At 60.9% G+C, this 22,659-nt stretch carries 18 protein-coding genes; 11 read left to right on the forward strand and 7 right to left on the reverse strand.

Going from position 1 to position 22,659, the window contains the following annotated elements; genetic code table 11:
- Positions 1-34 precede the first annotated feature (34 nt).
- A complete protein-coding gene (locus F4Z81_15430; protein MXW06440.1) occupies positions 35-2,032 on the reverse strand; it encodes a hypothetical protein in 1,998 nt (665 codons plus the stop codon).
- Between the two features lie 294 nt (positions 2,033-2,326).
- On the opposite strand from F4Z81_15430, the gene F4Z81_15435 reads away from it, so the two are divergent.
- From F4Z81_15435 to F4Z81_15455, 5 genes are all read left to right on the forward strand, one after another.
- The gene (locus F4Z81_15435) at positions 2,327-3,298 is read left to right on the forward strand and encodes an NAD(P)-dependent oxidoreductase (GenBank protein MXW06441.1); all 972 of its coding nucleotides are present in this window, start codon (positions 2,327-2,329) and stop codon (positions 3,296-3,298) included.
- A gap of 87 nt (positions 3,299-3,385) precedes the next feature.
- Positions 3,386-4,180 carry a phytanoyl-CoA dioxygenase family protein gene (locus tag F4Z81_15440; protein ID MXW06442.1) on the forward strand — a complete coding sequence of 265 codons (795 nt, stop codon included), beginning with the start codon at positions 3,386-3,388 and terminating at the stop codon, positions 4,178-4,180.
- Between the two features lie 246 nt (positions 4,181-4,426).
- Positions 4,427-5,305 (forward strand): DUF4097 domain-containing protein, encoded by an 879-nt coding sequence (locus F4Z81_15445; protein ID MXW06443.1) that lies wholly within the window; start codon positions 4,427-4,429, stop codon positions 5,303-5,305.
- A gap of 214 nt (positions 5,306-5,519) precedes the next feature.
- Positions 5,520-6,206: a DUF4097 domain-containing protein gene (locus tag F4Z81_15450; GenBank protein MXW06444.1), complete on the forward strand. Its 687-nt coding sequence runs from the start codon at positions 5,520-5,522 to the stop codon at positions 6,204-6,206.
- A 47-nt stretch (positions 6,207-6,253) separates the two neighbouring features.
- Complete coding sequence (locus F4Z81_15455) at positions 6,254-7,591, forward strand: DUF4097 domain-containing protein (GenBank protein MXW06445.1); 1,338 nt, start codon at positions 6,254-6,256, stop codon at positions 7,589-7,591.
- Between the two features lie 45 nt (positions 7,592-7,636).
- Here F4Z81_15455 and F4Z81_15460 read toward each other — a convergent pair whose 3' ends face one another.
- Positions 7,637-8,596, reverse strand: coding sequence for a threonine/serine dehydratase (locus tag F4Z81_15460; GenBank protein MXW06446.1), 960 nt, complete (start codon positions 8,594-8,596; stop codon positions 7,637-7,639).
- Between the two features lie 263 nt (positions 8,597-8,859).
- On the opposite strand from F4Z81_15460, the gene F4Z81_15465 reads away from it, so the two are divergent.
- The 3 genes from F4Z81_15465 to F4Z81_15475 all read left to right on the forward strand — a co-directional run bounded on the left by F4Z81_15465 (position 8,860) and on the right by F4Z81_15475 (position 13,586).
- Entirely contained in the window at positions 8,860-9,798 is a 939-nt protein-coding gene (locus tag F4Z81_15465) for a cobalamin-binding protein (protein ID MXW06447.1), read from the forward strand.
- Between the two features lie 178 nt (positions 9,799-9,976).
- On the forward strand, positions 9,977-12,556 hold the full coding sequence (locus tag F4Z81_15470; protein MXW06448.1) for a carbohydrate binding family 9 domain-containing protein: 2,580 nt from the start codon (positions 9,977-9,979) through the stop codon (positions 12,554-12,556).
- A gap of 100 nt (positions 12,557-12,656) precedes the next feature.
- On the forward strand, positions 12,657-13,586 hold the full coding sequence (locus tag F4Z81_15475) for an outer membrane beta-barrel protein (GenBank protein ID MXW06449.1): 930 nt from the start codon (positions 12,657-12,659) through the stop codon (positions 13,584-13,586).
- Positions 13,587-13,592: 6 nt separating this feature from the next.
- On the opposite strand, the gene F4Z81_15480 is transcribed toward F4Z81_15475, so the two are convergent.
- The 5 genes from F4Z81_15480 to F4Z81_15500 all read right to left on the reverse strand — a co-directional run bounded on the left by F4Z81_15480 (position 13,593) and on the right by F4Z81_15500 (position 19,992).
- Complete coding sequence (locus tag F4Z81_15480) at positions 13,593-14,963, reverse strand: NAD(P)/FAD-dependent oxidoreductase (protein MXW06450.1); 1,371 nt, start codon at positions 14,961-14,963, stop codon at positions 13,593-13,595.
- A gap of 81 nt (positions 14,964-15,044) precedes the next feature.
- Positions 15,045-16,874 carry an aldehyde ferredoxin oxidoreductase family protein gene (locus tag F4Z81_15485; GenBank protein MXW06451.1) on the reverse strand — a complete coding sequence of 610 codons (1,830 nt, stop codon included), beginning with the start codon at positions 16,872-16,874 and terminating at the stop codon, positions 15,045-15,047.
- Positions 16,875-16,984: 110 nt separating this feature from the next.
- Positions 16,985-18,832 (reverse strand): aldehyde ferredoxin oxidoreductase family protein, encoded by a 1,848-nt coding sequence (locus F4Z81_15490; protein MXW06452.1) that lies wholly within the window; start codon positions 18,830-18,832, stop codon positions 16,985-16,987.
- Positions 18,829-19,320 carry a 4Fe-4S dicluster domain-containing protein gene (locus F4Z81_15495; protein ID MXW06453.1) on the reverse strand — a complete coding sequence of 164 codons (492 nt, stop codon included), beginning with the start codon at positions 19,318-19,320 and terminating at the stop codon, positions 18,829-18,831. The genes F4Z81_15490 and F4Z81_15495 overlap by 4 nt, the downstream gene beginning before the upstream one ends.
- Before the next feature lie 351 nt (positions 19,321-19,671).
- On the reverse strand, positions 19,672-19,992 hold the full coding sequence (locus F4Z81_15500; GenBank protein MXW06454.1) for a GYD domain-containing protein: 321 nt from the start codon (positions 19,990-19,992) through the stop codon (positions 19,672-19,674).
- Between the two features lie 333 nt (positions 19,993-20,325).
- On the opposite strand from F4Z81_15500, the gene F4Z81_15505 reads away from it, so the two are divergent.
- The 3 genes from F4Z81_15505 (at position 20,326) to F4Z81_15515 (ending at position 22,641) form a co-directional block, all read left to right on the forward strand.
- Entirely contained in the window at positions 20,326-21,186 is an 861-nt protein-coding gene (locus tag F4Z81_15505; protein MXW06455.1) for a class I SAM-dependent methyltransferase, read from the forward strand.
- Between the two features lie 81 nt (positions 21,187-21,267).
- A complete protein-coding gene (locus F4Z81_15510; GenBank protein MXW06456.1) occupies positions 21,268-21,867 on the forward strand; it encodes an adenylate kinase in 600 nt (199 codons plus the stop codon).
- A gap of 108 nt (positions 21,868-21,975) precedes the next feature.
- Positions 21,976-22,641, forward strand: coding sequence for a rhodanese-like domain-containing protein (locus tag F4Z81_15515; protein ID MXW06457.1), 666 nt, complete (start codon positions 21,976-21,978; stop codon positions 22,639-22,641).
- Positions 22,642-22,659: the final 18 nt, after the last annotated feature.

Consider the following 22,659-nt stretch of genomic DNA (forward strand, 5'->3'; position numbering starts at 1 on the left):
TGTTCGGCGGCGCGGGCCGCCTCGTTACCGACGATTACCACGTCTCCACGATATGGCCGGAGGCTGGAAACCAGATCACGTCGACGCAGTAGGAAAGCGCCACGCCCAGCACGTAACCCACCAGCATGCCGATGAAGAAAGGCTGCGCCTCGCGGTAGAGTCTCGTCCCGCCTAACTTCAGGATCACGGCCTTGATGAGCCAGACGATGAAGATCGAAGTGGCGATCATGCCGATCGCCCAGGTCTTGGCGACGGCCCAGCCGATGGGATGCAAGGGCCACCAGTGGAAGTTGTGGTGGGCCAGGATCAGCAGCCAGGCGATGAATGCGCCAATCCCGAGCCCCAGGTACTCCCCGCCGGTAAGCTGGGTCTGGTTGTTGATCCACGTCGCCAGGGTCTCGTATCCTCGCTTCGCGTTGCCGAAGGCATCCTTGAACCCGTCCGCCCCGGTCGTATCGTAACCCAGGAAGACGGTGTAGACGACCGATATGACCGCAGCCATGAGGAGGGCCGAGATGATGACTGGGAAAATCCCACGCCGGGCCCCGCCGATCTCGTCGCCCATCTTGTTGACGTGGGCCATGGCGCACATGCCCAGTGTCCGCCAGTTCCGCGAGAAGGTCTGTGACAGGGTCAGAATGGTGAGGTCCGCCCGGTGCAGGTTCGCCGATCCGAAGGAGAAAACGGTGAATTCGTGGGCGTTGTAAGGCAGGTCCAGGTAGATCAGCCCCGCTTCCGCCACCACACGGGTGACTCCAAGAAAGAGCAGCATGCAGGTTGCCAGCAGCGTGGCCGCGGCTGCCAGGGACATCCCCATGCTGATCAGGAAGAAGAACATGTAGACGATGCCGAACACCACACCCGCCATGGCGGTCCGGTACGAGAAGAACTCCCCCGAATCGTCGATGTCGTGCCCCCGTCCAATGGCCTTCCTCACCACGTCGTAAAGGTGGCGGCGCGCCATCCAGAGCCCGAACAGCGTGAACATGAAGAATCCGCCCAGATGCTGCGCCGTGACGATTTCAGCCGTCTTCGGAATGCCGAACCGGCTCATGACGCCGATCTGGATCGGGGCCAACAGGAAGAATACCCAGATGCTGAACAGGATGTTCAGTTCGGTGAAGAATCCAATGGCGATGAAAGCGAAATTGATCTTGAACTGAATCGGCGGGAAGGATTCGGCCAGGGTGATCGGTATGCGGTAGTCTCCGCCCAGTCTGATCGGCGGTACGAAATCAAAGTATGAGGCGATGTTCCACAGGATGACGAAGAGGGGTATGGAAAACCCGTACCAGAAGACTTTCGAACGGGCAATCCGGGGCAGCACGGAGCCGCTTTCGTCCTCCTCGACGAGCAGCAGGGGAACGCGGGCCAGCGGAAAGGTCAGCCGCTCCCTTTCGATCCACTGCTTCCGCAGGATCACCATGAGCGAAGCGCTTGCGAAGAAGAGGGCCAGGAAGAAGGTGCCCCACCAGCTCATGGGGATGACCCAGTCCCGCCAGGGGATGACACCCGTAGACGGCAGGCCCTCGTAAAACCAGTGCACGGCGCGCCGCTCATCGGGGATGATCAGCCAGGTCGGGAGGAATTCGAAGAACAGCTCCACGTACCTGTTTTCGGAATTCGCGTAGTAGTGGGGTATGGAGGGAACGGCGACCCAGTAGGTGGTAAAGGTCCACCCCGGTATGGCCGAGGCCGTGAACACGATGAAGAAGATGATAATCAGTTCAGGCGCGGTGAAAACCCGCGTAGGCGCGAAACGCTTCAACAGGCCGTTTATGACAAAAACGACCAGCATGAACGGGAAGAGCGCCGCCATGGGCATGTGGGTTATGGACAGGTAGGAGGAGTGGGCCTCGAAGGCGGAATGCACGACCCACCACGCCATGAACGCGGAGAGTGCCAGTCCGAGCCCCACGGCCCGGAGCGTCATCCCCGAGGCCAGGCCCCCATGCCGGGCGGGCGCGCCCGCTCCGTGAGGATGGGAATCCGGCTTTCCGGACGGCGCGGAAGACCGCTCGCGTACACTCATGGGACGGGTCGCTTGAGGGAATGGAATGTACTGGATTTACAGGACGTTCATCGGTCGTTCACCGGTCGTTCACCGGTCGATCTTCGGTCGTTCCGGGATGCGCACAATGTATCTGCCTGCCGGGGTCCGATCAAGGACTAAAAACGGCTGCCGACGGGCGGGCGGCGGGCGGCGGACAGGCCTGCTGGAACGCCGCTGTTTCCCTTGACACCCGTACTTGCGCGCCGTACCATGGACGAGGTTTTTGGCCGTTGTTTTTCGGCCGTTGTTTTCCCACTGAAAAGGACCGTTTTCATGCAGTATCTGCTCACCGGCGGATATGGTTGCATCGGTTCGTGGATCGTGAAGAACCTGGTCGACGACGGACACGATGTCGCCATCTACGACCTGGTGGAACACACCGCCCGCATGGCGCTCATCATGGACGAGGATCAGATCGCCCGGGTCCGGTTCATCGAGGGTGACATCGCCGACGGGACCCACTTCACCCGCGTGGTCGGAGAAACGGGAGCGTCCCGCATCATTCACCTGGCCGGACTGCAGGTGCCCGTGTGCCGGGCCGACCCCATCAAGGGCGCCACGGTCAACGTAATCGGCACCCTGAACGTCTTCGAGGCGGCGAAATCCCACGACGACATCGTGGAGCGCGTCGTCTACGCGAGTTCCGCGGCTGTCTACGGCATGGAGGACGACTACGATGCGGGTCCGGTCGGCAACGACGCGGTGCTGCGGCCCGTCACCCACTACGGCGTCTTCAAGCAGTGCAACGAGGCAAACGCGCGGGTATATTTCCTCGACCATGGCATTTCCAGCATCGGTCTTCGGCCATGGACCGTGTACGGGCCGGGCCGGGACTTCGGACTGACCTCCGACCCCACGAAGGCGGTCAAGGCCGCCCTGTTGAACCGTCCGTACGTGATCGGGTACGGCGGGCGTAACAACATGCAGTACGTGAACGACACGGCGCGAACCTTCATCCGCTGCGCCCAGGCCGCCAACGATGGCGCCGGGGCCTACAGCATCCGCGGCGACGTCGTGACCATCGACGAGGTCATCGCGTCCATCGAACGCGTCGTTCCGGGTTCGGAGGGACTCATTTCCCACCTGGATCTGAACCTGCCCATCGCGCCCGACCTCGATGACCGCGCCATCCAGGAGGACGTGGGCGAGATCCCCTACACGCCGCTGGACGAGGGGATCAGGGAGACCTGGGACGTATTCCGCCGCCATCACGAGGCCGGCACGCTGAGCACGGACGACCTGTAGGGACAACCGTCGTACTGCGGCTTCGCAGACCCGACGGACCGAAACCCATCGATCGGACCTGTATATCAAATTGCAGGCGGTGACCGAATGATGCTGGAATGCCAGATACAGGCCATGCGGACGGACGGCTGGTGCGTCCTGGACAACATTATCCCCGAAGACAGGCTGGCCGAGACACGCGACCGGGTCATCGCCTCCACCAACCGCCACCGGAATCCCGACGCACCCGCGAACATCGGCCACGTGAGTGGTTTCCTCAAGTACGACCAGTCGCTGGCGCCCTGGCTCGCGGACCGGCGGTTACTCGACCTGGCCGGCGCGCTGCTCGGACGCCATTTCCGCATCTCCTTCACCACGGCTACGATCAACGAGCCCGGAAACGACCGCGGAGGCTGGCACGCGGACTGGCCCTTCAACCAGCGGAACGCGGGACATGTGCCCGCTCCGTACCCGGACGCGGTCATGCACCTCACGACCATCTGGATGCTCTCCTCATTCACCGGCGAGAACGGAGGCACACTCATCGTCCCGGGCAGCCACCGCAGCGACAACAACCCCACCGGCAACAACGGGATACCTCCCGACGAACCCCATCCGAGCGAACTGAACGTGACCGGCGAGGCGGGAAGCGTCCTCGTCATGGACAGCCGGCTCTGGCATTCCACGGCCGCCAACTCCTCCCGGGATCCGCGCGTGGCCGTCGTCGTCCGCTACGCGCCCTGGTGGCTGAACCTGAACGTGCTGCGGCCCGGTTCGGAAGACCGCCGGATCCTGGTGGACGAGACCGGCGGAACGGAAAACCTGGTCCCCACCCTCCCCAGGGACGTCTTCGACAGCCTGCCCGGCGAGCTGAAACCTCTCGTATCTCACTGGGTGGGGTAGGACGTCCGTATACCTCAGCCGTATACCTCAGCCGTGTACCTCAGCAAGACATTCCCTGGGTCCCTGTAACATTATACCTCTCGCATTAGTCTAATGTTTAAGAATCGCAGCAAACCATTTCGATTCTAAACATCTCGATTGGAGGAGGTTATGAGCCGGACTGGAGTTGTCGCGGTATTATGTGCGTGCGTTTGGATTTCAAGCGCGTGCAACACCCGGGAGTTCGGATTCGAGCGCGACGGGCAGATGAACGGTATTAAGCGTGATGGGCAGGACTATACCGAGACCTTTCGGCAGAATTACGAGGTCAACCCCGGGGGTACACTGACGGTCGATGCCGAATTGGGGGCAATTCACATTAAAAGCTCAATCCTAAATGAAGTAGATGTCCTGGTGAGAAAGCGATATCGGGCAACCGATGCAGGCCAGATTCGAAAAGCATTCAGTAATGTCGAAGTCGGAATTGAACAGACGGATAACGATGTACGAATCGATGTCGACCGAATCGACGACAACGCAGAGAATTGGTTTTGGCAGGAAAAAACCCGCGTGGAAATCGAAGTAACGGTTCCCGTGGAATTCAATCTGGACCTCAGTACGATTAGTGACAGTATCGAGACTGGAAACATCAAAGGAGACGTGACGGCCGAAACGCTTTCCGGGATCGTTTCGACCGGTCCAACCGAAGGTAATTTGAGCATAGAAACGACCAGCGGGCATATCAGAGCCGGTCGCGTAGTAGGCAGGGTACATACCAAAACACTGAGTGGGAGCATCGAAATTGGACCGGTGAATGGTAACGCGACACTCTCTTCAACCTCTGGCAGAATCGAAACAGATATCGTAAAGGGAGATCTGAACGCCGAATCCTTAAGTGGGCACATCAAGATCGGACCCGTGAATCGTGACGCGACGCTCTCTTCCACCTCAGGCAGAATTGAATCTGATACCGTTAAGGGAGATCTGAACGCTGAGACCTTAAGTGGTAACATCAGGATTGGACCTGTGAATGGTGACGCGACGGTCTCTTCGACCTCGGGGAATATAAAAACTGGCCATGTGGGGGGAAAATTGGAAACCTCGACCCTCAGCGGCAAAATCGAAAGTAGTTTCCATACACGGTAACGCCGTGCCCGGCACGGTCGAAGGAAACCTCCAGCGGCGACGCAACTATTTCATCATTGCCGGAGTCTTAGTCGCAGAACCGAAAGCTCGATGAACTTTAACCTAACCACACCAGGAATAGGGTCCCATGAATGCGTTTTGGAAACTGTCGGTCGCTTGCGTATGTATAGTGGTGAATTTGAATGCAGCCGCGCAGGATACACAGGAAACCGAGATGATGCGAACTAACCAGGGATTCGTGGAGAGCATCACGGCGGCGTACACCGTCGATCCCGGCGGCGAGCTGATTATCGATGCCGACTTCGGATCGGTTCGGATCGAGACCGCGACCACCGACAAGGTGGAAATCCTCGTGGAAAAGCAGCGGAAGGAAGGCACTGAAGACGAGGCCCGCCGCGCCTTCGAAGATGTGGAGGTAACCACGGAACAGCGGGGCAACGACGTGCACGTCCGTGTCGACCATTCGCGATGGTTGGGACGCAACGGCATGTCCATCGAGATGAAGGTCCAGGTGCCATATACCTACAATCTGGATATCGAGACTGCAGGAGGCAGCATAATAATCGCGGACCTGGACGGCGAGATCGGGGCGAAGACGGCGGGCGGAAGCATCCGGATCGGCGCCACGCAGGGGGACGTGAACGCCCGGACCCTGGGTGGAAGCATCCGCATCGGCCCGACCGAAGGGGGCGTGTCCGCGAAGACCCTGGGCGGCAGTATAGATATAGGTGACGCTAAGGGTGACGTGTCTGCCCAGACGATGGGCGGGAGCATCCGCGTCGGACGCACCGAAGGTGACCTGACCGCCTACACCATGGGCGGAAACATCACCGTGGAATCCGCTACGGGCAAAGTGTCGGCCAAGACCCTGGGCGGCAAAGTCAGGGTCGGTTCCACGTAACAAGCCGCTGTCAACGGCAATACCGTTTGTTTTGACAATTGGGAGGAATGATGCGTCTATTATTAAACCTGGTTGGTGTCGGTCTGCTCGTTGCCTCGGCATACGCATGCAGCGCACAGGAGGTCACGTTTATGCGCGACGGTATGGGTCACGTAGAAAGAACCCACCAGAAATACGCGGTGGATGGGGCCGGCACGTTGACCGTAGAGACCGACTTCGGATCGATCCGTGTCGAAAGCTGGTCCAACGACGAAGTGGACGTCGAGGTGGAAAAACGTCGGACGGGTATCAGCGAAGCCAGCGCCCGCGACGCCTTCGATGAAGTATCGGTGGATATTTCCCAACGGGAGAACGACGTCGACATCCGGATAGAGCGCGATCGGAAATACGGGAACGAAGGAATATCGGTGGATGTACAGGTCAAGGTGCCGGAAACGTACAGCCTGGACCTCAAGACCTCGGGCGGCGACATCGATGTCGGAGACCTGCGGGGTGACGTGCTTGCCCGCACCTCGGGCGGCGATATCAACGTTGGCAACGTTACGGACGCCGTGATCCGGGTTCACACGTCAGGTGGAGATGTGACCGTAAAGGGAGGTGCAAGGGAGACGAAGGTGTCCACCTCCGGCGGGGATATCGAGATTCGTGACGCACGGGGCGCGGTGGATGCGACCACCTCGGGCGGTGACGTCACGATCGGCGACGCGGCCGGCGAAGTGTCGGCCAAGACCTCGGGCGGCGACATCAAGATCGGCCGTACGGACGGTGAAGTGACGGTGAGAACTTCCGGTGGCGATATCAAAATAGATCAAGCCGGGGGAAACACCGATGCGACTACCTCGGGCGGAGACATCAGGATAGGCCATACCACGGGAGAAGTGAAAGCGAAGACTTCCGGCGGCGACATCACGATCGAGCGAGCCGATGGCGAGGTGGACGTGCATACCTCGGGTGGCGACGTCACCATCGACAGCGCCGAAGGAAGATTGAAGGCGGGCACCTCGGGCGGCGATATCTCGATCGGCAATGCGACGGGCGGGGGCGTGACGGCGAAGACCTCGGGCGGCGACATCGAAGCCGGTTTAACGGCGACGGTAAGCGCGCTGGAGGAAGACTGGCTGTTGCAATCGTCCGGTGGGGAGTTGACCATCCGCATTCCCGAGGATCTTCAAGCCTCGCTCGAAGCGGAGATCCAGATCGGTAGTTCCTGGTTCGGACGTGACAAGGAATATCGTATCGATTCGGATTTCAACCTGGACGAGCAGGACGATGGCGGTCGTAACGGTAAAACCGTAAGGGCCACCGGCGATATCAATGGCGGCGGACATCTCATCAGGCTCAAGACAAGCGATGGCGATATAAGGATTCAGAAAGTGTCGTCCTGAGCCCTTGACGGGTGCGGACCTGACTTCTCGGTTCAGGCCGCGCCATCAGGCCGCGCCCAGATACCCCGCGAGTTGCTCGGGCATGATGTTCCCGCCGCTGAGCAGCGCCACGACCTTTTTGCCCTCCAGAGATACGATGCCGTTCAGCAGGGCGGCGACGCCGACCGCGCCTCCCGGCTCGACTACAAGTTTCGTCGTCCCGATCAGGTACTTCACCGCGTCGATCGCCTGTTCATCCGATACCAGGACCATCTCGTCCACGTAGGCCATTACGTGCTCGAAGGTAAGGTCCCCGGGGCGGGGCGCCACGAGTGAATCGCATACCGTGTCCGGTTCCGGCACCTCGCAGATCTCCTTCTTCATAAAAGACCGGTAAACCGCCTGCGACCCTTCGGGTTGTACCCCGATCACCTTCACCGCGGGGTTCAACGTTTTCACGGCCGTGGCAACGCCGCCGATCAGGCCCCCGCTGCTCACGGGGACGATCACGGCGTCAAGATCCGAAGCCTGTTCCATGATCTCGGCGCCGATGCTGCCATGGCCCCGAACGACGTTCGCGTCTTCCCAGGTGTTGATCGCGGTGATGCCCCGTTCCCTGCCCAGCCGGTCCAGCGTGTCCCACCTTGCCTGGTTGCGGTTTTCGCACAGCACCGCTTCGGCGCCGTAGTCCATCGTGCGCCGCACCTTGTAGGACGAGGTCTTTTCCATCATCACGATCGCCGTCGGAATCCCGAGCAGCGTGCCCATGTAGGCGAACGCCGTCGCGAAATTACCGGAGGATGAGATCGCGGCGCCCTTCCTCTTCTGGTCCGCGGTAAGGCGGTTCAGGATGGTATAGGCCGCGCGCGTCTTGTAAGACCCCGTCACCTGCAGGTTTTCCGCCTTCATCCAGACGTCCGCGCCGGTCTGATCGGAAATCGTACCTGAATGCAGGACGGGCGTATATACGACCTCCGGCGGAAGTTCCTTTCTCGCCTGTTCGATTTCTTCCAGGTTGATCAGCATCGCTATACCCTTCCGATCACCGATTTCATGCCTGATATGGCGCACGCGCGATGTGGCGCACGCGCGATGTGGCGCGCTGGCAAAGCCCGGTACCGTACGGTCGCCCGGGCGTGGTTAGATGATGGCATCAGCGTGATAAAAGTGCAAGGGCAAACTGGCGCGGCCGATACGACAAACTTGGCAGCCCTGGTATTACCTATCTTCCCGTTGCAAGCAACCGTGGGGACGCGCATATTCCGGTATGGGGTTACTTCCGGCTTTGGATGGAGGCACTATCGATGAACCGCATCATTTCACTTCTGCCCAGTAGTACCGAGATCATCTGCGCCTTAGGCTGCGCCGAGCGCCTCGTTGGCCGTTCTCACGAATGCGACTATCCTCCCGATGTCGCCCGGCTGCCCATTTGTACCTCTCCGAAATTCGATCCGGACGGCACCTCGTACCAGATCGACCAGCGGGTCAAAGCCATCCTGCAGGAAGCAACCTCGGTATATCGGTTAGACGCCGATCAGCTCGATGAGCTGGCTCCGGATCTGCTGGTGACGCAATCCCATTGCGAAGTCTGCGCCGTCAGTCTCCGGGATGTCCAGGAAGCGGCCTTCCAACTGGTACGTTCCAGGCCGAAGATCCTGTCATTGCAACCGAATACGCTGGACGAAGTGTGGCACGACATAGAAAAGGTGGGCTCCGCACTGGGCAAGGAGGACGAAAGTAGCGTTCTGGTAGATCAGCTGAACGAACGGTTGCGCACGATAGCCGACCGCGCCCGGAGAACGGAAAACACCCCGCGAGTGGCCTGCATCGAGTGGTTCGATCCACTGATGGCCGCGGGAAACTGGATTCCCGAACTGGTGGAAATCGCCGGTGGCCATAACATCTATACCTCGAATGGGGAACATTCACCGTACCTCGCGTGGGAAGACATGGTCGAAACCCAGCCCGACATCATCATCCTGATGCCCTGCGGTTTCGATATGCACCGTTCGCGAATCGAGTCGCCTTCGCTCACACGTCAATCGCCATGGCAAAACCTGCATGCCGTACAGAAGGGGCAGGTATTCTTTACCGACGGCAACCAGTTCTTTAACCGTCCCGGACCGCGCCTGGTTGAATCGGCAGAGATTCTGGCAGAGATTATCCACCCAGGCGTCTTCGGCTCGAAACACGAGCACACCGGGTGGGAACGATGGAGGGTGTCCTAGCACACCGGATGCTGAACTGGACAAATCGGAAGTGGGCGGCTATATTCCGCCCGCCTCGATATCTGGCGTATCACTTGATATCTGGCGTATCACTTGAAGAAGCGACGGATGTAAGTTGTAGAATATAAGACTGTGCCCATCGTAAGTGACGTGACTGCTGATTGTAACCTGTTGTCCGATGCTGGAGGAATTAATGCCAATATTCCCACCCGTCCGCAAAACCGGCGGCACTTGTTTCATCTTGGCCTGTCTGCTGTTCCTCCCAGGCATCACGGGGGCGCAATCGCCCCAGGATCGGACCGCGACCGAAACGGACATGACGGAATCCGTAGTGGCCATGACGGGGGAAATCGAAAGGACATCGAATCCTCGACCGTTCAGCGTTCCTCTTCCCGTATCCAAGTCGCCCTTCGACTATAGGACCCTGGATCCCGAGGACTATATGCTGGAGGCCAGACGGGTTAATGCTGCCATCCAGGTGGACGGCCATCTGGACGAAGCCGAATGGCAGCAGGCGGATGTCGCCAAAGATTTCTTCCAGCTCGAGCCGGTTGAGGGCGCACCGGCCACTTATCCCACCGAAGTCCGTGTAATGTACGACGACAAGAACCTGTACGTGGGATTCGTCTGCTTCGACCCGAATCCGGAGCAGATCATGGCGCCGGACATGCAACGCGATACGAGAATGAGCTGGTCGAACGACATGGTCACGGTCGTCATCGCATCGCTCGACCACTACCGCGAAGCCTTCGAATTCCAGACCAATCCCAACGGCGCCCGGTCCGACTCCTTCGTCAGCGCCGAAGGCAATAACTCCGACCGTGACTGGAACGGGCTGTGGAACGCGGCCAGCCAGATCTATGATTACGGATGGTCGGCCGAGTACGTGATCCCCTTCCATACCCTCAGGTTTCCGCGACGCCGCGATCAGACGTGGGGCATTAACTTCGGACGCCGCATTCAGCGCACCCGGGAGGAATCGTTCTGGGTTCCACTGAGCCTGAGGGACGGTGACCAGGCGCTCTATCGCTTCGGCAAGGGCGGCCGGCTGACGGCCCTGTCCGACATCACGCCGGGCGGGCGGGTGCAGGCGACGCCCTTCACCGTACTCGGCGGCCAGTCTTCCCGGTTCACTGAATCCGCCCCGTCGCCCGTCCAGCCCATCGCGGCGACGGCCCTCGACAACGACATGCAGCGGAAACTGGGCGGCGACCTGAAGGTCAGCGTTACTTCCGGGATGACGCTGAACGCCACGGTCAACCCCGATTTCGCCCAGGTGGAAGCGGACGATGAGGTCGTGAACCTTTCCCGCTTCGAATTCCAGTTCACCGAAAAGCGGCCCTTCTTCCTGGAACGCAGCGATATCTTCACCTTGAACGAGCGGCCGCAGCGCCGCGGACCTCAGCGCAACTTTGGCGACCTGACGCCCCAGCTCTTCTTCAGCCGGCGCGTTGGCCGGCAGTTGCCGGACGGACAGACCGTTCCCATCGACCTCGGGATGCGCCTTACCGGCAAGTTCGGTCACACGACCGTAGGGTTCCTGAACGTCCAGACCCGGGAGACCCGGTACGACGACGACGGAGAGGAGAAGACGGAACCGCTGACCAACTGGCAGGCTTTGCGAGTACGGCAAGACTTTGGATCACGGTCCAGCGTGGGCATGCTGGCCACCTTCAAGGAACCGAATCCCCGGTTCGACGACCGTGTCGGAATGGCCCTGCCACGGTACGCGGAATCGGACTACAACAGGGTGTTGGGGTTCGACCTGAACCTGGCCTCACAGGCGACCAATCACCGGGGACAGATCACCTTCGCCAAGAGCTGGACGGATACGGTGAGCACCAGCAACCAGGACTGGACCTTCCGGGTTATCGAACGGTGGCAGAATCGTTGGCTGATGTACGGCGTTTCCTTCCTGGATATCGGGGAGGACTTCATCAGCCAGACCGGGCTGGTACGGGACGAAGGCCTGCAAAGGGTCGGGGGTGGACTTACGGCCAACACTTTTCTGCGCCGGTTCGGCATACGTCGCATCAGCGGGGGCTTTCGGAGTAATTACGTGACCCGGAAGGACACGGGCTTCTCCGATGCCGATTCCTGGTCCTTCCAGCCCAACGTGTTCCTGGAACTGGAGCGGGGTCTGTGGATTTCCGCCTCGTACGACATGCGATTCGATACACTGAGCAAAACGACGCGTATCGCCGGTGTGCATTTCCCCGAGGGATCCTATTCCTACAACCAGGCAAACATGTTCCTCTTTACCGACAGCGGCCGGAAAGTCTCCTTACAGGGCAATGTCCGGTTCGGTCGATTCTACGGTGCCGATCTGCTCAGTATTTCGAGCGAACTGTCCCTAAAGCCGAATCCCCGTTTCGCACTGGAACCGGGCATCACCCGCAGCCAGGTCGACCGGGGCAATCGAGAGGGGCTGGAGGACGACGAATACGATCATCGTACCCAGCTCATACCGAGCGTCCGGATGAGTTACGCATTCACGCCGAACCTTTCGTTCTCCTCCTTCATCCAGTTCAACGCGGACCGGCAACGGGAGATCGACGACTTCCACACGAATACGGTAACGATGAATCTCCTTCTCGCCTACCGGTCGCCCTTCGGCCACTCGTTCTTCCTGGCCTTCAACCAGTTCCGTGACGACGACCTCGATACCGACGGAAGCTTCGGGGTCTACGAACGGACGCCGCTAAGGCTGCGGGACCAGCAGATCGTGGCCAAGGTCTCCTACCTGTTCAACCTGTAGGCCGACTCCATCCGTACGGACACCGGCAATTATCCCTTAGCAACTAACAGTCAGGTTCAGGGAACTATATCCTTGCCGTTTATGACCTGCCTTCTTATTAATGAAGACAACCCGGAATGAACGGTTTATTATGAATTTACAGAGACAAATTACCGTGGCTTTCGCGCTTTCGATCTGCCTGCTCCTCGCCGCGCACGGCGAAGCGGCGGCACAGGATCGGAGGGATTCCGGCTGGTACGTCTCAGGCGGACTCGGTGGTAATTTCGCATACGGCCTGGACCAGTCGGGCTCGAACACGGAGTCCACGTGTTATCCCACCAGCGCCTGCTTCGATATGATTCTGCGGGACATTCCCGGCTACCGGTGGCGTTACGACCCGTCCGCCGACCGGGGTATCGGTTTCGATGCGGCCGTCGGTCGGGTGTTCGACCGCACCCGTATCGAGGTCGCGTACGCGCATCGGAAAAACAAGGTCGATCAGGGCCCGCCCCTGGAGATAACTTACCTCGACGGCAGCTCGGCGGGCGCCAGTTCCTTCCTCGGTCTGGGACTTGTTCAGGCTACCAGCATGAATTTCTTTGAAGACCTCGTGACGAGAACTGTGACCCTGAATGCCTACTACGATCTTCCCTTCGGTCCGAGCAGGATCACGCCTTACGTGGGGGTGGGAACCGGCATTGCGTTCGTAGAACTGACCAGGATCTTCTTTTCAATCGAATACAGCGATCCATCCGGAGAGGGAACGATCTACGATCCCCCGCTGTCCTTCTACAACAGCAAGCAGGATACCAGGTTATCCGATACGGTATTCGCGGGGCATGTGTACGCGGGCGCCGACTACGGCTTGAACGACCGTGCCGCAGTCGGCCTTAAAGCGGCCTATTCGAGGGTGGACGACGTCGAACACATCGGGACGTACGAGTACCATCCCCACTTCGATACGGATCCTTCGCTTACAAACAAAAACACGTTCAGTGCCACGAACCACTGGTCCCTGACACTGAACGTGCGTTTCCTGTTTGGAAATTGACCCTTCTTATCCCGTGGAATCGACGAAGACCTGGTGCGCGCTGCGGTCCTTGCCGGCATCCTGCGCATGCTGGTATGACCGGTGCTCGGACGGCTTGCCGAGCGAGGTAAGGGCCAGCATTTTCTCCGCGGTCTTCGTGGCCACGTAGGGCCGCCGGATGTCCGTAGGGTTCGCCTGGATGTGCTGCTTCCACGCGCCCAAGTCCGTCTTGGCCTGGATCAGTCCCTTGATCATCCCCATGTCGTTCAACATGGCCACGTCGTCGGCAGGTCCGAGCATGATGGCGCCGGTGATCGTGGAACCGTCCCAGATCAGCTTCCGGTAGACCGGACGATTGGCGTTTATGACCTCGGTGACGTCGCCGTCGCCGGACCAGTCGCCGAAACTGGCGCACTGCAGGCCGCACACGTCCAGGATGTTCATCAGCAGGCTGCCGGGATACTCCACGTCCTGGCCGGCCATGTTCGCGCCCGCGATCCGGCCGTGGTCGACGGCGGTGGGCTGAATGGCGTGCACCGCCTGGCTTCCGGTGGACAGGTCCGGTCCTTCGGCCACGTCACCCGCCGCATACACGTTGGCCACGTTGGACTGGCACCGGTTGTTGACCAGGACGCCCTGATTGGTCTCGATGCCCGATCCATCGAGAAAGCCGATATTGGCCTTGATCCCCGTGGCGACGATGACCACGTCCGCCCGGGTGGACGAGCCATCGGAAAGCTCCAGGGTCTTCACGCCGTCGTGGCCGTGATCGATGGCCTGCACGCTCACGCCTGTGTGGACTTCGACGCCCTGGGACTCGAGCCAGGAACCCACCAGGGAAGCGCCCTGGGCGTCCAGCATGCGAGGCAGCACCTGGTCTTCCAGTTCGATCACCTTCAGACGGGCGCCGCGCTTGTGCATCGCGTTGAGGATGATGAATCCGATGAACCCGGCCCCGATGAAGGCCACCTCGGCATCGCTTCCCAGGGCTGCCACGGTCTTTTCCGCGTCGGCCACGGTCCAGAGATTATGGACGCCGTCGCCGTCCGCGCCGGGTATGTTCAGCTTCTGAGCGGATGATCCCGTAGCGATCAGCAGGTTGTCGAAGGGCACCATGGATCCGTCGCTGAGCGTGAGCATGCTCGCGTGGGGATTCACCTCGGAGACGCTGACCCCGAAGCGGGTCTTCACCCCCAGCCTGCCGAAATAGTCGTCGTCCCCGGTATTAACCTGATCGACCGGGATGTTCCCCGAGATATAGTAGGGCAGGGCCATGCGGGAGTAGGCCGGTTCGTCGGAGATCAGGGTGATGGACGCGTCCGCGTCGTAACCGCGGATCGTTTCGATGGCATTCATCCCGCCCGGTCCGCCGCCTATAATCACGTGTTCTGTCGCCATAATCCGCTCCTTCTAAAGAAAGTACCTGAAAACAAAGTACAGATCATCCGTGGTTTGGTGGTCATCCGTGTTCGGGTTTCGTCACGCGAGCCCCAGTTCCATCAGTTTTTCCCTGGTGGGCTGTCCGTCCGCCGTCCAGCCCCGGGCCGCGTAGTAGTCCGGCAGCATGGCGTCGAGATCGACGGTCACCCCCGCCGAAGGCCCTTCCTTGTGGGCTTCTTCCATCAGTCTTTTCGGCAACGTGTCATCGGCCGCGGTGAGACCGGCCTTCAGGTTCCACAGCCGTTCGATGTTCCAGATCCGTTCGCCGATATGCACGAAGTCGTCCATGGTGTATTCCACGCCGGTGGCCGCGGACAGCACGGGGATCAGGTCGTCCAGGGGCGCGCCCGCCGTGGTGAACATGCAGATGCCCGTGGCGTCATGTGCCGTGGTCCGGTTCTGCTCCTCGGCCACCCAGACCGACTTCCCGTCGGTACCGTGGGGATCGTACTCGCCGCTGGTTTCGATGCCGGGCGTCCAGGCCCTCAGGTGACAGGCACCGCGGTTGCAGGTGGCATAGGCCACGCCCATGCCCTGGAATCCCCGGGGATCATAGGCCGGGAACTCCTGCCCCTTGACGCCCATGAAGTACTCCGGATGCTCGAACTTGTCGGTCATCCGCTTGGAGCCTTCGGCCAGTTCGTCGCCGAAGCCTTCCCGGAATCCCGTGGCTTCCGTCATGGCGACCAGGGCCTTGCCGTCTCCGAACCGTAGCGCCATGCCCGTCTGCTCATCGCTCAGCAGGCCCCGCTCGTACATTTCCATGGCCGTGGCCAGCGTGGCGCCCATGGAAATGGGGTCCATGCCCAGGTCGTTGCACAGGTAGTTGGCCATGACGATGGCGTCCATGTCGTCCACGCCGCAGTCGGCCCCCAGCGACCAGAGGTTTTCGTACTCCGGTCCCTCGCCGGCGACCTTCCAGTTGCGGGGATGCATGTTGACCATGTACTTGTCGGCGTTGGGGGACACCTGGGTCACGCGGCCGCAGGCGATGTTGCAGGCGAAGCAGGCCTTGTTGGCGATCAGCCAGTTATCCTTGATGCTCTCCCCGTTGATCGCCTCGGTGCCTTCGAACTGGCCGGCCGTGAAATTGCGCGTCGGCAGGCCGCCGAAGGTGTTGACCAGGTCGACCGTGGGCGCCGTGCCCAATTCCGTAAGTCCCTGCCGACCGGGACTCTCCGCCAGATGTTCGTGGTAGGACCAGATGGCGGACATGTAATCCCGGGGCCGTGCGACCCGCACGCCCTGGTTGCCCCGGACGGCGATCGCCTTCAGGTTCTTGGAACCCATGACGGCACCGACGCCGGAACGGCCGGCCGCCCGGTGCTTGTCGTTGACGATGCACGCGAACCGCACCAGGTTCTCGCCTGCCGGTCCGATGCCGGCCACCCGTAACTCGGGCATGCCGGTCTCTTCTCGGATGGCGTCCTCGGTCTCCGAGACCACCTTGCCCCACACGCCGGCGGCGTCGCGGATCTCGACGCGGTCATCGTCGACGAGGAGGTAGCACGGACGGTCCGCACGGCCTTCCACGATCACCATGTCGTAGCCGGCGAACTTGAGCTCCGGGCCCCAGTGTCCGCCCGAATTGGACGTGGTGATTGCGCCGGTGAGCGGTCCCTTGGTGACCACCATGTAGCGGGCGCCGCAGGAGGCGTTGGTGCCCGTAAGCGGTCCGGTGGCCATGATCAGCTTGTTGTCGGGACCGAGGGCGTCGACCGAGGGATCCATCTCCTCGTAGAGGTACCGGGCGGCCAGTCCGCGGCCGCCGATGTATTCCTCGGCCCAGTCCAGTCTCAGGGGCTCTTTGGTCGCCTTGCCCCGCGACAGGTCCACCCGCAGGATATGGCCGGCCCACCCGTGTGTCATGAAGAAACTCCATTCCTCGGCTCAGGCCGGGTGATGCGGGGCCGCGCCCCGGTCACCTGACCCGGGAGCACGCCCTGCGGATCACCCTGGTTCAAAAGCCGGATCGGGCGCTACGCCAGTCCCAGCGACGCCAGTTTCTCCTGAGTGGGTTCGCCTTCCGCGTTCCAGCCGCGGATTTCGTAGTATTCCGGCAGCATCTCGCCGAGTCGGTTCACTTCGCCCTTGGTCGGCCCGTCGGGGATCGGCTCTTCGAGCAGCCGCTTCGGCAGCGTGTCGTCCTTGCCCGTGAAGCCCGCCCGCTGGTTCCACATGCGCTCGATGTTCCAGACGCGCTCCCCGACCTCAAGCAGTTCGGGCACCGTGTAGGAGATGCCGGTCACCGCCTCGAGCTGGGGCTGTATCTCATCCAGGCCCACGCCGAAGGTGAGGAACAGGCAGAGGCCCGACGCGTCCACCGTGCAAGTGGCGTCCTGGAAGATCTTGGTGATCTCCGCCTTGCCTTCCGTCACGGCCGGATCCATCTTCTCCGGGATCCCCAGGATCTCGGGGGCGACCGTGTAGCTCTTCAGGTGGCAGGCGCCCCGGTTCGAGGTCGCGTAGCCCAGGCCCATGCCCTGGATCGCCCGGGCGTCGTAGGCCGGGAATTCCTGGCCGCGCACGCCCATGAAGAACTCGGGCCGGTTGAACTTGGCGGTCATGCGCTTGGAGCCCTCGGCCAGTTCATCGCCGAAGCCTTCGCGGTAGGCCGCCTTTTCCGTCATGGCGACGAGCGCATCACCGCTCCCGAAGTTCAGCGGCATGCCGGTCTGCTCATCGCTCACGGCGCCGCTTTCGTACAGCTCCATGGCCGCGGCCAGCGTCGCCCCGAAGGAGATCGGGTCCATGCCCAGTTCGTTGCACATGGCGTTCGCCTTGATGAGCGCGTCCAGGTCGTTGATGCCGCAGTCGGCGCCCATGGCCCAGGCGTTCTCGTACTCCGGTCCTTCCACCGCGATCTTCCAGTTGTGGGGCCGGGTGGTCACGGTGAACTTGTCCTGCGCCTCGCCCGGCAGCTGAGACACCCTGCCGCAGGCGATCGTGCAGCCGAAGCAGGCCTTGTTGGCCACCAGCCGCGTATCGGCCAGGGTCTCCCCGCTGATGTTGTCCGCGCCTTCGAGCTGCGAGACCTGGTGGTTGTTCGTCGGCAGTGCGCCGCTCTCGTTGATGATGTTGACCAGCACCGCGGTGCCGTATGCGGCCAGACCCTCACCCGTTACCGGATGCTCGACCAGCTTGCTCTTCATCTCCCACATGGCCGACATGAACTTCTGCGGGTCGGCGATGGGCACGCCCCCGGTACCGCGTACGGCAATGGCTTTGAGGTTCTTTGAACCCATGACCGCGCCGACGCCGGATCGTCCGGCGGCCCGGTGCCGGTCATTGACTATGGCGGCGAAACGCACGAGGTTCTCGCCCGCCGGACCAATACAGGTAACGACTGTATCGTGCTGCCCCGACTCCTCCCGGACGATATCATCCGTCTCCCAAACCGTCTTGCCCCACAGGTGCTCGGCGGAGCAGATCCGGACATCGTTGTCGCAGATGGAGATGTAGGACGGAACCGGCGCCCGGCCTTCCACGATCAGCATGTCGTACCCGGCGAACTTCAGTTCCGGTCCCCAGTGGCCGCCCGAGTTGGACGTGGTGATGGCGTTGGTCAGCGCCCCCTTGGTGACCACCATGTAGCGTGAACTCGTCGAGGCGTTCGTGCCGGTCATGGGACCGGTCGCGAAAATCATCTTGTTGTCCGGGCCCAGCGCGTCCGCCGCCGGGTCCATTTCTTCATAGAGGTACCTGGCCGCGAGGCCGCGCCCGCCCACGAAGGACTTGGCCCAGTCCATGTTGAGGGGCTCTTTGGAGATCCGACCGGTGGTCAGATCGATGCGCAGGATCGTGCCTGTCCATCCGCCGTTGCTCATGCCGCGTTCCCTCCCTCGATGGATGTCAGGTAGGACTCGTTTACCTTCTCGGCCCATCCGCCCAGCCAGTCGGCCGACTCGCTCTCGGTGTATTCGATGGCGCCTGTCGGGCAGGCGACCGCGCAGGCCGGATTGCCGTCGCACAGATCGCACTTGAAGGCCTTCTGCGTGTCGGGATTGTAGAACACCGTGCCGAAGGGACAGGCGATGGTGCACAACCCGCAACCTACGCAGTTGGCATCGCCCACGACCTTGGCGCCGGTATCCGCGTCGATGCTGATGGCGTTCACGGGGCAAGCCGTCATGCACCAGGCTTCGTCGCACTGGAAACACGTGTACGGCGCGTAACTGGCCTGCTCATCGAAAATGTTCACGCGGATCAGCGACCGGGATGGTTGAAACATGCCGGTCTGCACCCAGGAACATGCCAGTTCGCACTGCATGCACCCGGTGCATTTTTCAGGGATTATGCGTAGAGATTTAGCCATACCGACTCCCTTCTGTAACGATGAGCTGGGTTTGGAGGCGTTTCTTTCTGTAGACTTGAACAACGGTAAAAACAGCGTATATGACAGGCCACTCACGTCCGGTTTCAAGGGCCGTCATCGCGAAGGACAACGATGTATTACGTAAGGTGATTACCTAATACTGCTTGGGGTTATTTATCAGTATAACAACTTAAAACAGAATGGCAACAGTTAAATCTGCGGTTCTGCGGGAAAGAGTCACGACGGATCGGGCTTAGGTACGGATGATAGGGCCTGGCCGCGACCGACCGGGCCTGGCCACGGCTGACCTGGCCTGGCCGGCTTGCCTGTGCATCGACCCGGCCTGTTTGCTTACGCTCCGGGCAACCGGTAGGTCACGCTCTTTCCCACCGCTTCGTCGATCGTCTCGGGTGAGATCAGCACCGTCGTGGATACTTCGAGCGCCCCCGCCGCGGCCACGTTGAGGGCAATCGCGGTCGCGGTCGCTTCATCGGGGATTTCGGCGATCAGTATGAGATCGTCGTCTCCCATGGCGTAATAGAATCCTTCCAGGCTGCCGCCCATCCCTTCGATCGTCTGCGAAAGGGCCGCGCGCCGGCCAGTACCACCCTCCCTGATCAGTCCCTGCAGGCCCGCTTGCGTGTACTTGGTTCGGTACATGTACTTCGCCATGTCACTTCCTCCCACGGAAGTTGTCGTATGGTCCGTGCCACACCTCCCCGCAGCACGGACTCCGGATGGTGCTAAAGACCGATTGTACCTGTTAACAAGGCATGATCGCGCGGTGACTGTCAAGGCTATTTTTAGTATCCGCGGGCCGGTTGAAACCCCCGGTTTTCGCTGGTGACCCACTTGGACAAGCACCGTGTGCGGCACGCTTGCGGCTTCGATGCATTCTTTCCTATATTAAGCATACCAGATCGACGGATACCCGATCGACAACGGTTTCCGCTTTGCCCGGGTGTCAACACCGGGATATACGACTTAATAATCAGGCCAGCCGCCATGACCGCAACAACTACCCGCCGGACCGGGGAGATGCACGATGCCAATCGCCGATCCTGGGACTACAACGAGATGCACGATGCCAATCGCCGATCCTGGGACTACAACGCCGGGTCCTGGGCCGAAATGCGGGACCGGGACGGTCTGTGGCGCCTCTGCCCGGAGGAACCCGAACTGGGATTTTCGGGCGGTGCGTACGAGTTGATCGGATCCCTTGCCGGAAGCATGGAAGGAAAAGAAGTCGCCGTCATCGGCAGCGGGGACAATTACGCCGTTTTCGCCCTCTCTGGCATGAAGGCAAAGGTCACTTCCATCGACATCTCCGAGCGCCAGTTGGAGATCGCTTCCGCACGGGCGGATCAGCTGGGTCTGGCGATCGACTTCGTACGGGCGGACGCGACGGATCTCCACGCGATGGCGGACCGTTCGTTCGACCTGGTCTGCTCGACCAACGGGTTCTTCGTCTGGATCGCGGATCTCCGCGCAGTTTACGAGGAGGTCTTTCGCATACTGAATCCGGGCGGGTACTACGTCTTCTACGATGTGCATCCGTTCCAGAGACCGTGGGCAGATCGGACCATGCCCATCGAAATCGAAAAGCCCTACTGGCAAACCGGACCGTTTCGGGACGAGAAAGAGGGCACGTTCGAATTCAACTGGACGATGGCCGACTTGCTGAATCCGGGGGCCGATGCCGGCCTGGTCCTCCGGCGTATCCTGGAACGTCCCGCGGAGGATTCGAATACCTGGGAGGGGGCCTCCTATCGTCCGGGCAAAGACAAGCAGCTGGTGGACTGGAAGGTGAATCCCCGTGCGGCCCTGCCGTTCTGGCTTTCGGCGGCCTGGCAAAGGCCTGGATGACGCCGGAGGCCTGTCCGCAACACTGCCGGAGGCCACTCCGCGCGAAGTGGCGTTCTTTGATCCGCAATTTCCGGTTCGGCCATGGACGTAAACACCGTCGCAACCTACCGAGGCAAGCCCGTTGGCCGCAGGATTCACGTCACCGGGAACAGTTGTTCCGGGAAATCCACCCTGGCGAACCAGCTGGCATCCGCGCTCGACGTCCCCCTGGTCGAATTGGACGCGCTTAACTGGCAGACCGGATGGGTCGGCCTGGCGGATACGGATCCCGGGGAACTTGACCGGCGTCTCGACGGCGCGACGGCCGGGGAAGAATGGGTCGTCTCCGGCTCCTACATGGCTTTCTCCCAGCGGGTATTCTGGCCGCGCGTGGAGACGGTCGTCTGGTTGGACCTGCCCGTGCACCGGCTGCTCTGGCGCGTGCTGGTCCGGTCGTGGAAGCGCTGGCGTTCGAAAGAGTTGCTCTGGGGCACCAATTACGAGCGATTCTGGCCCCAACTCAAAGTGTGGAACCGGGAGGACTCGCTGATCTGGTGGATCGTTACCCAGCAGGGCCGGAAACGCCGGCGCATGCAGGCCTGCATCCAGGATCCCGCATGGCGGCACATCGCCTTTATACGACTCGGATCCAATGCGGAAATCGAAGCGTTCCTGCGTGTCGTGAATGGTATGCAACCGTAGCTTAATCGACTCGTCGATTTTAGGCTGATTCAAAATCGAAACTTGATTTAGCCTGAGTTGATTAAGCCTGAAACGTGCAGTTGATCGTCCTCGGAGAGGAGTGTTAAATTGCGTCGTGGCGGTCAACCGGGGTCGAAACCCCTTGTCTATCGCTTCGTGTGCCACGCGGGCGGTCCGGTCGGCCGGGTCCACCTGGCCCGCCTGGTTCGCCTCGTCGGCGCCGTATGCGTGCTCTGCGCGGTCTACGCGGCGTTTATTCCCATGGCCGTCCTTTCCGTACCCGCCATTGCCGCACAGGAAGAAACAGAGGATAACACCGTGTTCTGGTCGACCACACTGAAGATGATCCGTGCGAAGTTCCCAGGGGTCGCGCAGCTTTCCACCGACAGCCTGCAGACCTGGCTGGATGAATCCGGGCAGGCGCAGATGGGGCGTCCGCTGCTTCTGGACGTGCGGGAGAAGGAGGAATACGAGGTCAGCCACTTGAAAGAAGCCGTACTTGCCGCTTCTGAGAAGGAGGCGCTTGAGGTGCTTGAAGGCGTTCCTTCGGATCAGCCCGTCGTGCTCTACTGTTCCGTGGGCTACCGGTCGTCGGAGATGGCCGGCTTCCTGCAGAAGAGGGGATTCGATAGGGTCTACAACCTGGAAGGATCGATATTCGCTTGGGCCAATGAGGGGAAGCCCGTGTACCGCGGTGATGAGCGCGTGCGGGTTGTCCATCCCTATGACCGGGTGTGGGGCAAGCTGCTGAAGAAGGTGCTCAGGTCCTGGTGAGCCGTCCGGCCGTTGCTG

The sequence above is a fragment of the Gemmatimonadota bacterium genome, assembly GCA_009835325.1.
In the GTDB taxonomy this organism is placed as follows: Bacteria; JAAXHH01; JAAXHH01; order JAAXHH01; family JAAXHH01; genus JAAXHH01.

Coding starts and splice junctions, on each gene's coding strand:
- F4Z81_15435 (MXW06441.1), top strand. CDS start 2,327: ATGCAGTATCTGCTCACCGGCGGATATGGTTGCATCGGTTCGTGGATC.
- F4Z81_15465 (MXW06447.1), top strand. CDS start 8,860: ATGGAGGCACTATCGATGAACCGCATCATTTCACTTCTGCCCAGTAGT.
- F4Z81_15495 (MXW06453.1), bottom strand. CDS start 19,320: ATGGCTAAATCTCTACGCATAATCCCTGAAAAATGCACCGGGTGCATG.
- F4Z81_15470 (MXW06448.1), top strand. CDS start 9,977: ATGCTGGAGGAATTAATGCCAATATTCCCACCCGTCCGCAAAACCGGC.
- F4Z81_15500 (MXW06454.1), bottom strand. CDS start 19,992: ATGGCGAAGTACATGTACCGAACCAAGTACACGCAAGCGGGCCTGCAG.
- F4Z81_15480 (MXW06450.1), bottom strand. CDS start 14,963: ATGGCGACAGAACACGTGATTATAGGCGGCGGACCGGGCGGGATGAAT.
- F4Z81_15440 (MXW06442.1), top strand. CDS start 3,386: ATGATGCTGGAATGCCAGATACAGGCCATGCGGACGGACGGCTGGTGC.
- F4Z81_15485 (MXW06451.1), bottom strand. CDS start 16,874: ATGACACACGGGTGGGCCGGCCATATCCTGCGGGTGGACCTGTCGCGG.
- F4Z81_15490 (MXW06452.1), bottom strand. CDS start 18,832: ATGAGCAACGGCGGATGGACAGGCACGATCCTGCGCATCGATCTGACC.
- F4Z81_15510 (MXW06456.1), top strand. CDS start 21,268: ATGGACGTAAACACCGTCGCAACCTACCGAGGCAAGCCCGTTGGCCGC.
- F4Z81_15450 (MXW06444.1), top strand. CDS start 5,520: ATGATGCGAACTAACCAGGGATTCGTGGAGAGCATCACGGCGGCGTAC.
- F4Z81_15445 (MXW06443.1), top strand. CDS start 4,427: ATGAACGGTATTAAGCGTGATGGGCAGGACTATACCGAGACCTTTCGG.
- F4Z81_15455 (MXW06445.1), top strand. CDS start 6,254: ATGATGCGTCTATTATTAAACCTGGTTGGTGTCGGTCTGCTCGTTGCC.
- F4Z81_15475 (MXW06449.1), top strand. CDS start 12,657: ATGAAGACAACCCGGAATGAACGGTTTATTATGAATTTACAGAGACAA.
- F4Z81_15460 (MXW06446.1), bottom strand. CDS start 8,596: ATGCTGATCAACCTGGAAGAAATCGAACAGGCGAGAAAGGAACTTCCG.
- F4Z81_15430 (MXW06440.1), bottom strand. CDS start 2,032: ATGAGTGTACGCGAGCGGTCTTCCGCGCCGTCCGGAAAGCCGGATTCC.
- F4Z81_15505 (MXW06455.1), top strand. CDS start 20,326: ATGACCGCAACAACTACCCGCCGGACCGGGGAGATGCACGATGCCAAT.